Below are 14,790 nucleotides of genomic sequence, written 5' to 3'. Positions count from 1 at the left end.
GTACATTTCAGATTCCAGAAGTTCAGGAGGAGTATAGCCAACCATACATTCTTCTGCAAGAAACTGACTCCACATATCGCAAAAGTTTCCACTATCAAAAGCATTAGAATAAAACGCTAAGAGTTTGTTGTAACATTCTTCATTTCCATCCTGTTGGAATGTATACATCTGATGCTCCATAAAGTAAATACATTGCGTATCGTCTTGTGTAGAAGAAACCGGAGGTGTATAAGTACCCTGCGAATCTTCATTTGGCACCCAAACTACAGGTGGAAGACCCGTCTGCTCAGCAATATGAATTATCTCTTCATCTAATGCGGCAGATAATTCGTAATATTCCCCTGAGAGATCAATCTTAAATCTGTGAGATGGTATATTACTTACCTTAGTTGCAAGTCTTTGCCCCCCCATGTAATAATGTTTACTCATGGTCTTATCACTAAGTACCAAGAATCCATTCGGATAATACGTAAATGCCCCCATTTGAGTTGTTTTATTGGGATCATTACCATTTACATATAGACTCTTTGAGACTGCATCATTTTTCAGGATTCTATCCCCCGACGCATCGTAAACATAATAATTCAGATTTTCATGCTCTGTTATTACCGCTTTAAGACGGTTTTCATGATCCCACAGCATTTCTCTGAAACTCAATATACTATTACCGTCATCTTCCTTAACTACCGTTAAATTTCCGTTATTATCATAACCCATCGACTCCTGTGAATTAATTATCTGGTTTACCGGAGGTTGTCCGCAATCGAGTGGAGCAGTAAAATTATCATATTTCATATAATTTATATCCGACACTGCATTCGGATGATCAGGATGCTCATATTTATACCCGCCTATATCTCCTTCATTTACAGGGTACTGACAGTTAAGGTTATTATCATACGTTTTAAGTTGAGAATTTTTATATCCTATATTTCCTATCGAATTATATCCCATAGCAAGATTATTAAACTTGGTATATTCTTTACCTTTTGCCGTAATCTGCGCTGAACTCAGCCTTCCGAAAGGGTCATAACTGTATTGTTTACTGGTAGCAATCCCTAAATCCATAGAGGGAAAGTTTCCATTCATTGGTGTTGTACTCGATACATTTACCAAATTTTCGTTACCGTCAAAAATATACTGGTTTTTACGGATATTGATATTTCCATTGGTGTACTGCAATGCCAACTCATTAACTTTACCCCACGGATCATAATCATACGTTGTTTTAGTTCCATTTTCGGATAAATAGGAAGTCAGTTGATCCCTATGGTTATATTCCATCGAATGCGCAATAGAGACATGGAATGGTTTTCCGGGAGGTGTACTGGTAATATCCGTCAAAAGACCCGACATTCCATAGGTATACGTAACTTTTTCCGTGTCGGGATATACAATTGTATTAATTCTTCCAAATATATCATATGTGTAATAAGTCTTAAACATTTTCGGAACATTGTTCGGAGCAACTACAATTCGCATAGTTTCTTTTATGTTTCCAGCTACATCATATTTGTAATTCTCGGTTCCACTTCTGTCTGTCTGTTTTATAAGTCTTCCACGCTCGGTATCTGTACCTGTCTGCTGCCCATATTCAAATTTAACATCGTGATCAGGATAATGAATCTTGGTTAATTGATCAAAATTATATATATAATCTACCTGTTGCCCAATGGGTCTTTGATTAGCGTTAGTAGATTTTATCAGTTTACCACTCAAATCATAGAAAAAACTTGACTCTCCTGAATCCGGAGAAATTTTCAAATTATTTCTGCCCAATTTATCATAGCCATATACAGTAGGATTATTTCCTGCATCTTCCATTGTAGTAAGCTCATTAAGTCGGTTATATTTATAGCTGGTCCAAATATCATTACTACTATTACCATTGGTTTGTTTTGTTGAAACCGTTCTGCCAAACTCATCAGTATAGCTAATACTGGTATTTCCCAGAGGGCTTACTACTCTTGTAGCAAACTGCCTATTTCCGTATCGATCATTATCAAATTCATAAAACATTTGAGTAGTTAGGTTCTCGATGCCATTATTTGTAGTAACATTATGTTGCGTACTACTTAAAGGGCGGTCTAATTCATCATAAGTTGTTGTAGAATATATCTGAGCCGATTGATCTTCAGCAGTAGTATAATCGTCGAAAAGTTGTAGAGAAACCATAATATCAGTTCCTGTAGTAACTTTATCTCTAAGAATGGTTTTTATTGGTCGCCCTAACTTATCTTTAATCTGATAAACGTTATTGGCAAAATAGTAATTATTGCCCTCCTTTTTAAATAATTTTTTAATCATCATCCCCTGCCCCCAAGCATCAGTAAACAAACTGGTAAAATAATTGGGTCTGGGATCTCTATCATTTTTAAAAGGCTTTCTTTCTGTAATAGCAACCGGAATATTGTTGAAAGGAAAATAATGTAACATTACGGTAAAATCTGTATCAGATGGTGCAAGATATTCTGTAAGTCTTCCGAAATTATCATACACATAAGTAGAGTTTTCTCCATGAATACCTGTTATTCTTACAGGAACACTAAAGAGATAGTTATTGTCATACTGAGTGGAACTTGTAAATCCGTATGCATCATTGGTTGATAATAAATAGGTATGATATTCCGGATCATATTCATAGCTGTAAAACATTCTTTGACCATTATTTGATAATGGATATGTGATCTTGGTCATGTTTCCGTAAGAATCATATTCCATATCGTAATCTGCAGTATAAGTATTTTCTATAGCATTCTTTCTTATTTTGGTAATATTTTGGTCAGCATCCAAAACTGTGGTTGTTTTCCTCATCACTTCATTATTGTAACCATCTATGACCAATTGTTCTGATGGTGTGCCAATAATATTTTTTGGTCCAGGGGTGTGATAGGTAAATTTCTTAATTACGTCATCTGTCGTTACAGAAGGCGTAATTCCTCTATCAGTTGCAGATGTGATATTGCCATATTTATCATAAGAATCTACAGTGCTGAACGTTGTTTTAGAATGACTGCTTGAGCCGGAATATTCTGTAAATGTTGATTCTGTTTTATAAAGCAACGGAATAATTCTTCCTATATCCTTAAACTGTGGCTCTGGATGGCTTTCGGTGGGCGTGTATTCTGTAGAAACCTGATCAAAATAATTATATGTGTATTTGGTTTCGCTGCGCTTTCTGTTTTGGTTGTCCAGCATATATGATGAACGTACAATTCCTTTCTTATAAAAATATTGTCTTACGTTTGTATCATTAAAATTAACGTAAAAGCTATTTTCATTTCCTGTGTAATCAGTTTCATACTGAGTAACAAAAGTTTGATGAAATGTTTGGTCATTATAAACTTTCGTCTTGACAATTCCAAAACCTAAAAACTGTCTTTCTCTTCGATCTTGGATTCCTTTTTCATACTCAAAATCGAATCTCTGCTGAGGCTTTATTTTTTGAGGATCATGAACCTGCCCTAAGTACGGAAGCGTTGTATCGATTGGTTTAAAATTCCAAACAGATACTCTTGACATTACAGTTTTAGAGAAGGGCATTTGGTAGGTACCGCCTACAAGTGTTCCAAGATCATTTTCTTGATTTACATTGTCATACTCCATCATTATAATCCCCTGTAAAGGATTTTCAATGGTAAGCAAAAGGTTTGCTCTAGAAAAATTATTATGGTAGTAAGTTAATTGATTATCATTATCAGAGATAAGTAAATCCGGATATCCGTCACCGTCAAAATCTCTCAGGTCAACCTCTTGTTTACTAACAGAGTTATCAGTACCTCCACCTACGGAAATACATACTTTTACACCAAAGCATCCACATAAGGTACCGTATAAATTAAAACCGGACGCATTCTGCTTATTATCAAGACTAAAGTTTTTGTTGAAATTGGCAGGGGGCATAAAAGATGTTCCGTTATTAATCCACATCTCATAAGTATCCCCATTCTTAACTATCTTATCTGCCATACCATCTCCGTTGACATCGATCAATCCCGTTTTTGCAGTAAAACTAGACTTAGAAAGACCAATACCTACCGCCCAGCTTCCGTTGGCAAAACTGAATCCTCCACCTCCTGAAAGTGCAAAAGAGTCCCCCTTAGATACTTCTGAAACATCCCAATTGTAATTGTCAACAACAAATCCGTCTCCTGTATTGATATAAGAATTTCCATCCGATATATAATCTGTCAATCCATCGCCATTGATATCGGCCCAAACCCCTGTTCCTTGAGCCCAAGCTTTTCCTATATTTAAACCAAAGCCAATTCCGAGGGCAAATGAAGATGAACTTGTATGCGAATCTTTTTCTGCGCCTATTGCAAAGAATTTACTATCCGTATTACTGAATTTTGCTACTGAAGCAGATGCAGAAATACCAGCTCCCAAGATAAAACCTCTGCTCTTCACCTCTTTTTCAGCAATAGAAGAAACGCCACCTAATTGACCTAATATGTTGGTTTTCTGATATTTTTTTCCTGAAATAACATCAGGATAACCATCCCCATTAAAATCCTGAAAATAATCTGAAGTTCTGTCTGTCGAAATCCCACCATGAGCACTAATTCCCAGCCAAGGTATGATTTGTCCGGAGACATATGCGTGGAATGAGTCGAATGTCGATCGAAGAATTATACCTCTAGGATTAGGGACCGCAAATAGAGGAGTAGTAATAACCGTTGAACTGGTTGACGAAACTCCCAAAAGATAAGGCTGCATTTCTTCTTCTCCAAGTTCCGCTGGTTCCATTGGTGATATGTAAGCATACTTCTCTGCATCCAATTCCAAAGGTGTAAAATAACGATTGTTGTTCTGCTGCATAATATAGTTTGTCATGCAGGTATAATAATCTGGAGCTGATGGATTACATGGCGAACTTCCACCCGGAAGTGGAACATTGGCAAAAGGATTATTTGCAAACTCACTTTCACGAATTGGTTCGGTAGGATATTTGGATCCGTTGTAGCTAAAACCTCCCCAACCTTGATACACCAAACCTGTATTCATATTATAATGAGTATTAGCTGAACGAGATCCAAAATAATCGGCTTTATGGTCAGTATTAGCAAAATATGGATCTGATAAATATTCGGAATGAAAAATATACGGATTTACCGAAGATAATTTTTTTGCAACCACATAATCTGCAGAACTTATTTCAAAATAAAACGGAAATGAAAAAACTTCTCCTATTCTAAGCGGTATTTTCTTTAAAAGTGCGCAGAGACTTATTTTAGGAATAGCCATCACATTATTTACTACATCTACTGTATTTTTTTCAGTATATACATTTCCATCATTATCTTTTATTTTTAAAGAAAAAGTAACTTTTGTAGAATGTAGGGAAGGAAGGTTAATCGTGTAATTAGTACTTGTGCTCTGATTTCCGTTAAAATCAGGAAATAGATATGAAGTATCTGTATCACATCTCACACATCCATCCTTACAATAATGTCGATCTAAATATTTTCTGAAGTCTTTTGGCAAAGTATTAATCAGTCTTTCTGAATAAGGATTATACTGTACCAAAGCATAGACAGCAGTAGTATCTGTAGGATTCATTACCGTTATAGTCGGTCGCCACTTAATTTTTCCCCAAGAAACATTTGTGTCTGCTGAAACATCGAAATAAAATAGTGTTACGGTGTTTCCGTTGGAATTAACCAACAAATCCGTAATATCAATATTGGGAATCTGATTACTGGCTGGTGTAACATTTTGTTGATCATCATTTTGAGTCAACTTATGATGATAGATTAATGTTCCAGATGAAGGAGATATTACTGAAGTTGTATCAGAAACATTTCGCACGCTTTTATAGATCTTAAAATCAACATCATCCGTAAAAATTTCATTGCTTAAATTATCCCAGGAAATCCTAACCTTACTTTGGTCTGCAACCATGTTCGGTTTTTGACTGGACGCCAAATAATGACTTTTCGAATTAAATTTAAAATAATTATTGTTGTTTGCGTCTTGTATTCCCATATCTGAAACTCCAAATACAGATGTGTATCTAATATCTGAAGTAACATTGATCCTATCTCCTATCTCATTATTTTTAGAAGAAGCTATAAAAAATATTCTCTGACCTTTTTCTACAACAACACTTGCACTTAGTGACTGAGTCTGCTGTGTAGTTAATGTAGCTATTGGTGAAATAATTGTTGAGTTGACAGGATTAAACCCTGTGATATCTTCATATACTTTCCTCATGTCTCCTTTTTCAATCCAAAAATCTACACCATCCTGAGAGTTTTGTGTTAGATAAAAATCACTACTTATCTGAATACTACCTGATACGGGAGCCTCCCACATTCTAACAATATTAGCAAGAGACTTTGCAAAAGTTGTTGAAATAATTGTATCCTGTTGAGCACCGCTTCCAGCTAGAATAGCATTTGGCGTTTCTTCCGTTACATTAAATGTACTTGAAACAGTCTGAGACTGAAACGAAGGTATACCATTTCTAATTTTGCTAAAATAAACATCTCCATAATTGATCATATCTACAAGACCATCTCCGTTGACATCTGAAAAGTAGGTTGGTGAATTGCTATTTCCAAAAGAATAATTAGCTCCTACTACTCCACTGGCAAAAGAATATTCCAAACCTACAGTAGTATTGTAGCTATTATGTTTATGAATGGGTGTACCATTAGGAATACCTAAAGAAGAGTATATACTGCTAAAAGCCGTTTTATTATTTTTTCTAAAAAGTATATTTCCATTGGATCCATAGAATACTTTATCCAATAATCCATCTCCATCAATATTTTTTTCCGTAAGACCTATTGTCATCATAGCTTGCCGTAACTCCTACCGTACCTTTTTTATCAATACCCAAGAAAAAACAAAATCCTCCTCCTAAACTAATTGCACCTCTAAAATTCTTATTTCTGCTATAAGTACCGGAAATAAAACTTGTATGCCCTCCCGAAAAAGATCCTGCATCAGCATTATCCTTTGGAGTATTATAAACATGTGTAATTCCTTTTTCAAAAACAGTAACATTTTTTGCATATTGTAAAGTATGCTTATTAAAAACGTTTCCAGTGCCATCTTTTTGGATAATCTCTGTTAAAAGTCTTTTAGAAAAAAGTCCGATATCAGTATTTACTAACTGATATTCTCTAATTTTTATATCAGCTCGTTTGACGATGATTTTGTTTAAGATTTTAGAATCAGTCAGTTTTACTCCAAACTTATAGTTTAATGTCATATCTCCTCGTACACCTCCTCCATTCTCAAATTCGACAACCGTATTATTGCTATAAGTTATTTTTGAAAGATATTTATTCTTTCCTCCACTATCGAATGAGTCTGTATAGTTATATGTAATGGTATTTCCGAAGCGGTCTGTTACTTTTGACAAGAACCACTTAATTACATTCCCTGAAGAATTACTTGATGGATTAGTCGTTAGAATATTCAAATACTCTTTTTTAACGCCATTTCCATCTAATGCTTCCCAAGTGTAGCTGGATGGAGAATTTCCTTTTCTTGTAATAACATATCCTTCCTTAATGCCATTGCGATAGTAAAATCTTCTGTCAGATGTCCTTACTTCATTATATGGTAATTTGTTAGGCAAGTATTCATCTTTAAAAACAAGTTGTTCCCCTGCAATTAAATAGATTTCACTCTCATGATCTGAAAATGAAGGAACTCCCCATCGTGTGTCAATATCAATGGTTTCTACAGGAATATCCCATCCTGTACCTGCCCATCCAAATTTATTATCACTATTATAAATCAATGAAACATTTGGCTGAAACCCTCCAATTCCTGCAGGGATTTCAATGGGATATGATACATTTGCAGATCCTTGCTGATTAGGAGTGGGTGGAGCAATAAGGTTAATTTTTTCAGCGGGATTTGCTATTGGCGAATCATTGAATGAAGTTTGAGCATGTCCTCCTCCATCGGGGCTTTCAGGTTGTTTTACAACACCAAGCATAAAATCACCACTGCTTAATGAAGAATTTATAACAATATATTTTTTAGCAGTATTGATGCTATCTACCTTAAAAGGCACCCACTGTTTTTTTGTATAGTCGAAATTTAAGGCAGTAATATCTTTTAATCATTCATACTGAAGACGATCGTTGGGAAACTAGAGAAAACATCTCAATAAACAATAATATTTGAATAATGTTGCAGCCCCATTCATCATTGTTATTTAAGTTTAGTGATCTATAAAAGCGATTTATTCAATAATGTTGGGAAATCAATATCACTGGAATTTACAATAGTAATCTTTGCTAAATATTAAAATTTTAAAACAAAAAAAATCCCGCATCAACGGGATTTAAATTTCTTAAATTAAGAATTATTTTATTTCAACCGGAACCGAGATTTTATCCCAATCCATTGTGAATCCATTGCTGTTTACTTTATAAACCAAAGCTTCCTGTTTTGTCTGTAGAGGTTTTGTTTTAACATCAACACGCAAAGCATCTTTAGATTCTTCATATTTGTAAGCGCCCCACTGTTTTGACTCTTTATTAAAAACGGCAGTCCACGTTCCTGATTCTTTAGGTACTAAAAAAAAGCTGTATTTTCCAGCAGGCAGTTTTTTACCCTGAACAGTAATATCTTTGCTCGTTTCAAAAGTAGTTGCTTCATTGGCACCTGCACGCCATACTTTATCATAAGCTACTAAATCACCCCAGATTTTACGGTCTTTAACAGATGGACTTGCGTAAGCGATCGTGATGTTTGCATCTTTAATTTTTCCCGTTGCCATAGCCGCAGGGCTCGCAGGTTTTTTAGCTTCCTGAGCAAAAGCGTTCACTGAAACCGTCATTGTAGCCAAAACAACTGCAACAGTTTTAATCATTGTTTTCATATTATCCTTTATTGATTTTTATTCAACTACGAAGTTACATCTTTCGGCTTATAAAACAGTAATCCAATTGCCGAAAAAATAATCACCGCCGCTGCCCCGATGACGTTAAGCCAAAGGAAAGAAACGATATCGAACTGATAAACGGCTATCACCGCTATTTCTGCTAAAATTGCTGAAACAAATACATTCGCTCCATTGATTTTTTTAAAGTAAAAGGCAACCAGAAAAATCCCCAAAATCGGTCCGTAGAAAAGAGATCCCAAAACATTCACCGCTTCAATCAGGGAACCCATTTGAGTGGCAAACATGGCAACGCCGATCGAGAATATTCCCCACGCTAAAGTGTGCAAACGACTGTATTTTAATTCAGTTGCATCATCAGGAATCTCTTTTTTGAAGATTAAATGTACATCTTTCAATGAGCAGGCGGCCAGGGAATTTAGCGCTGCGGAAATTGACCCCCAACTGGCCAGAAAAATCACGGCAAACAGTAATCCGATCATTCCTACAGGCAGGGTGTTTTTTACGAAATACAGAAAGATGTAATTGGTATCGGTTTTTTCAGCGTTATAGTTTGACTTATTAATAGCTTCCTCTACCCTGCCGTGAAGTTCTTTCACTTCGGTTTGTGTATTTTTAAAATCCTGGATTGTTTTTTGAAGTTGAGGCGAATTATTTTCTTTTAACTTTAAAATTTCTTTAGATTCTGCATTAAATTTTGTCTGCAAATCCTGATGCTCTTTTTCAAATACAGCAGCCTGTTCAGGTTTTGTGTCCTTCAAAAATTGATAAGAACGTTCATTAAAATAAACCGGAGCCGGTTTCAGGGAAAAGAAAGCGAAGAGCAAAGCACCGATCAACAGAATAGCAAACTGCATCGGAATTTTAACCAATCCGTTCAGCAGCAGACCCATTTTTGCATTGGTATTGTCTTTCGCAGTAATATATCTTCCTACCTGACTCTGGTCGGTTCCGAAGTAAGAAAGTGCCAGAAAAAAACCACCGATCAGTCCGCTCCAGATATTGTATTTATCCTTCCAGTCGAATTCTGTGGTGATGACGTTGAGTTTTCCGGATTTCCCTGCAAGATAAAGTGCATCCTTAAAACCAATTCCATTCGGCATATTTTGAATCAGAAGATAACCTGCAAATGCCATAGTTCCGAGAATAATCAAAAACTGTAATTTTTGCGTATGAGCGATCGCTTTGGCACCACCGACGTAGGTATAGATCAGAAGAATTCCACCTGTCAAAACATTCGTCAAATAAATATTCCAGTTTAAAACGCTTGACAGAATGATGCTCGGAGCGTAAATACTGATTCCTGTAGATAAACCTCTGGAAAATAGAAAAAGCATTGAAGTGAGCACCCTTGTTTTTTTATCAAAACGGTTTTCCAGATATTCGTAGGCCGTGTAAACATTCAAACGTTGAAAAATCGGAATAAACGTAATGCAGATCACGATCATCGCCAAAGGCAGACCAAAATAATACTGAACGAAACGCATCCCATCGGTATACGCCTGTCCCGGTGCTGAAAGAAATGTAATGGCACTTGCCTGCGTGGCCATAATGCCGATGAGCACAATGTACCAGGGCATTTTGTTATCTGCTTTCAGGTAAGATTCGTTGCTTTTCTGTCCACGACCGATAAAAACCCCGTAAACAACCACCGCAACCAGTGTGAAAATAAGGACGGTCCAGTCTATATTGCTCATGCCCAAAATTTAGTAAACAGATAATAAAATATGATTTGAACTACCAGTGCGGCAGCCAGTAATATGTACCAGGTGTTCCAGTTTTTAAATTGATTGCTCATCAGTTTTTCTGTGCAGATAAAAAGTTTAAAAATAAACGCGCAGCTCCCACATTTCCGGCAGGCAGCTGTCTGAAAAATGCCAACGGCGTGTAAATAAAATTACCCTTTCCGTATTTTGCATATAAAGTTGAACCCCGCAAAGGCGCTTCACCAGTGTCGTGCATTTCAAAAAGCGGTTTATACGCCGAATCCCATTGATCTGGGAAATAAGCGCCACGCTCCTGTACCCAACCGTTGAAATCATCTGTAGTAATTTTGTTCGGATAATTCAGTAATTTATGATTTGGATCTAAAAATTGAACTGCAGTATTCTCTTCCGTTACCCGCTTATTGGCAATGCTGAAATTATATATTCCCAGTTGATTAACCGTTGTATCCTGATTGGTGTTGTACTGCATCACCAGATTACCACCGGCTTTTACATAAGACCATAAAAATGGCATCCAACGACCCAGTTTTTTCTCCGTATTATTGGCACGAACTCCTAATACAATTGCATCGTATTGCGAAAGCTTAGTGAGGCTTCCGTTTCCGCCAGACATATCCGGATTGCCATAGAAATCTCCGTCTTTCAGGACATCTACCTGAATACCGGCAATGCGCAGAAACTCAGGAATGAAATCGCCTGCACCTTCTACATAGCCTACTTTTTTAACCTTCGCCTGAATGTCGCCTTTCATTACAGCAACCGTTGCAGGCGCAAAATATTGAAGAGAAGGCAAATGCGGATATTGAATTAATACCTGTTTTTTATTGTAAGTTATTCCATCTAAAACAAAATTGGCATCCAATTGCAAACGGTTCGAATTGATTGAGGCAAGCTTGGTTTTCGGAACAACATAATCAACTGTAAATTCTTTACCATTGATTGATTTTAAATCCCCGCCACCTAATCGTTCTCCGTTAAACATTAGATTGACTTTTCCATTACCAAACTGTTTATTTGAATTAACCTTAAAATTTAAGCTTAAATTCAAATCTTCATTTTCTTTAATTAAATATAACGGCTGAGCAAATTTCAGTTCTAAGGCAGGAATAATACGCAAGGCCTCCACTACATCACCACGCACCGGATCTAATTTTTTGAAAGACAATGGAAGTCTCACCTGAAACTTTTCTGTACCGATTTTTAAATCAAGCAAAACATTCAGCGGTGATTCTGCTTCCGGCAAACCGATTAAAGTTTCATTTGGAACAGAAAAAGTGGCTGCGTCAGTGGCTGGTTTTGCCAACCAATACGGTTCTGTAAGTGCTGCATCAGCAGGAATCTGAATTTTATGTTCGATAGTAATTAATGAATCTTTTGACAGTTTTCTGGTAAAGCTTTCAGACTGATTCAACCATTTTACATTTTCCAAAACAACAGGATTTTCAGCTCTTGATATCAAATTTAATCTAAAATTGTACTGATCTCCTGCAACAGCCTCAGCCTGATTGGTTACAACCTCACCCATAAATCCGGCGCAGTTTAAAATAATTTGGTCAAGAGATTTTATTTTATCTTTTTTTAGGTTTGAATCCTTTAGCGCCATGACCTTTTTTCGTAATGCGAGCAAAGCGGGCAAACTCAAATCAGGTTGATTGAAATTAAAATCAGAAATGATTTTATCCAGTGACTGGTCAATATCAGCGTTTCCTTGTGCCGTCCAATTTTTACTAATACCATCAAAAAGTGTTGATTTTGCGGGCTCACCGGCAACGTGACTAAAATATTCAGTCTTGATTCCAGCTACAGACTGCGTTCCTGCTCCCTGACTTTTATGCAGACTTCTGCTTAATCCTGCCAGTTCACCATAGCCCATTCCCAATTGTGCATCGTATTGCCCAACGGTAATTTTCAGTTGATTCTCAGCGGTTGTATTAACTGCTCCAAATCGGAAGGTATTCCACAATACACGTTTTGGTTGCCATACCTTCACATATTTTAATTGATCAGGGAAAGCGTTTTTATCGCCTGCCAGTTTAAAAGCTTTTTCAGCAACCACAGCCGAAGCCGCATGTTGTCCGTGGCCTGCCGCAGCGGTAGCCGGAAAACGACAGATGATCACATCAGGACGAAATTTTCGGATGACCCAAACTACATCGGCCGTAATACTGTTTTCGTCCCATTGTTTAAAAGTATCTGTCGTATTTTTAGAGAACCCAAAATCGATTGCGCGGGTAAAAAACTGTTGGGCGCCGTCTAACTTTCTGGCCTCCAAAAGTTCATGCGTTCTGATCAAACCCAAAGCAGCTCCCTGCTCTGTTCCCAATAAATTCTGACCGCCATCACCTCGTGTTAAAGACAGATAGCCCGTTTCCACATTTTGGTCGTTGATCAACCAAGAGAGTAATCCCGTATTTTCATCATCAGGGTGAGCCGCCAGATATAAAACTTTAGGAATGTTTTTGAGAGTTTTGAGGTCGCGGTAGATTTCAGATGATTTTGCGGGTCGAACCTGTTGGGCCGAACAAAATACCGAATAAAAGCCAAGGATTAATACAGTAATTGCTTTGTTGAACATTTTGATTTGCTTTGCGGGCAAATATAAGTAAATGGTTTTTCTTTCAGGCTTAAAGAAAGTAATATGCTTTTTGCTGACGATTAAAAATTGTTTTTTTTTGTAACATATTATTTATCATATATTTATATAACGAAATCATATAAGTTAGACTCTGAATTCCGCTAAATTAAAAAAATATTAAATGTAAACAATTCGATAAAAATCTGATTAACAAGCAAACTGTAGCTCTACGCAAATTAAATTATTTAAAATGACTTTTGAATTTCCAAATGATATTTTATGGCTTTAGATAGGTTGAATCAATAGGTTCTGCAACTCAATCAACGGTATGAAGATTCAATTATTTATGGATATTTGATTAAGCATTAAATTCTAAAAATTCAGGTTTTAGTAAATTATGAGCCCTATTTTGTTGAAAAAATTGTGAAAAGCCCTATTCGTTTGCCTGACTTTTAAATCTCTTTACTCAAAAGCCATACGAAGCCAGCTTAAAAAAACTCACACATCCTGATTTCCGTCAAAAGTAAAATATGCTGTAGGTAAAACCGGCATTAAGCTCATCACTTTTTATCAAGCTTCTGCACAATTAAGGAAATAAGCAATCGGAAGAGGTAGTTTCTTGTGAAAAATAAGTCTGTTTAAAGTACTAAATTTGTCACTATATATTTATTTTATATTTAAAACAGATGCCAGAAAAATCAAAATCGATACCCCTTAATACTTTTCCGTTAAACATTGGTTCCGGCATCATTATTTCAAAATTTACGGTTGCAGACTTGGAATTTGACAAAATAAGAGAAGCTCACAGAGATGATTATCATATTTTCTTCCTGCTTGAACAGGGCAATGGAATATTTGAAATTGATTTTCGACGCTTTGAAATCAATTCACAATCTATCACATATATTCAGCCGTATCAGGTTCATAGAGGACTTTCATTGGAAGAGGGTCTATTTACTGTACTGCTGATCAGTAGTGAAAGCTTAAATCCCGAATATCTTAGTTTATTAAAAGAAATTGCTCCTACATATCCACTACAATTAGATGCTGTTAATTTTTCAACTGCAACAAAAATGGGAAATCTCAGTGCCATGATTTTTGAGCGACAAAATGAAAAACTGCATAATACCATACTGAAAGATATTTGCAATAGTTTGGTGGGATTTATTATTTCACAATTTTTACTTGAATCCCACAAGGCCGAAAACTCATCAAGAAGTGAAGTCATTTCCAAAAACTTTAAATTATTACTAGATCAGCATTTTATCCATACAAAAAGCCCCAGTGAATTTGCCTCAAAAATGAATATCTCGACAGTATATCTTAATGAATGTGTAAAAAGAGCCACCGGACAAACAGTGTCTTACCACATTCATCAGCGTATCATTTTAGAGGCAAAACGTTTGCTTTTTCATTCAAGCAAATCGGTAAAGGAAATTGCAACTGAACTTGGATATGATGACTATCCCTATTTTTCAAGATTATTCACGAAAATAACCGGAATGACAGCACTCACATTCAGAAGTAAAAACCTTGAATAGTCCAACACATACCAATCCCTATCCATTTTAAAAAAGGATACGATGTCATTCCTTTGTAGCATAAAATTTAAAGAT

6 protein-coding genes are annotated in these 14,790 nt (G+C 36.1%); 1 reads left to right on the top strand and 5 read right to left on the bottom strand.

Going from position 1 to position 14,790, the window contains the following annotated elements; genetic code table 11:
* From OEA66_RS18120 to OEA66_RS18100, 5 genes are all read right to left on the bottom strand, one after another.
* Window positions 1-6,804 (bottom strand): RHS repeat domain-containing protein (locus OEA66_RS18120; protein WP_267282726.1); only part of this gene is annotated, 6,804 nt, incomplete at its 3' end.
* Entirely contained in the window at window positions 6,770-8,038 is a 1,269-nt protein-coding gene (locus tag OEA66_RS18115) for a SpvB/TcaC N-terminal domain-containing protein (RefSeq protein WP_267282725.1), read from the bottom strand. The genes OEA66_RS18120 and OEA66_RS18115, both read right to left, overlap by 35 nt.
* 294 nt (window positions 8,039-8,332) lie before the next feature.
* Window positions 8,333-8,851 (bottom strand): DUF2911 domain-containing protein, encoded by a 519-nt coding sequence (locus OEA66_RS18110; protein ID WP_267282724.1) that lies wholly within the window; start codon window positions 8,849-8,851, stop codon window positions 8,333-8,335.
* A gap of 26 nt (window positions 8,852-8,877) precedes the next feature.
* Window positions 8,878-10,569: a sodium:solute symporter family protein gene (locus tag OEA66_RS18105; RefSeq protein ID WP_267282723.1), complete on the bottom strand. Its 1,692-nt coding sequence runs from the start codon at window positions 10,567-10,569 to the stop codon at window positions 8,878-8,880.
* A gap of 100 nt (window positions 10,570-10,669) precedes the next feature.
* On the bottom strand, window positions 10,670-13,174 hold the full coding sequence (locus tag OEA66_RS18100; RefSeq protein WP_267282722.1) for a PIG-L family deacetylase: 2,505 nt from the start codon (window positions 13,172-13,174) through the stop codon (window positions 10,670-10,672).
* Between the two features lie 686 nt (window positions 13,175-13,860).
* Here OEA66_RS18100 and OEA66_RS18095 point away from each other — a divergent pair.
* Complete coding sequence (locus OEA66_RS18095) at window positions 13,861-14,715, top strand: helix-turn-helix domain-containing protein (protein ID WP_267282721.1); 855 nt, start codon at window positions 13,861-13,863, stop codon at window positions 14,713-14,715.
* Window positions 14,716-14,790: the final 75 nt, after the last annotated feature.

This window comes from Chryseobacterium luquanense (assembly GCF_026460945.1).
GTDB lineage: Bacteria > Bacteroidota > Bacteroidia > Flavobacteriales > Weeksellaceae > Chryseobacterium > Chryseobacterium luquanense.
Note: the sequence above shows the minus strand (reverse complement) of the source record. Positions and strands in the feature narration are given on the sequence as shown.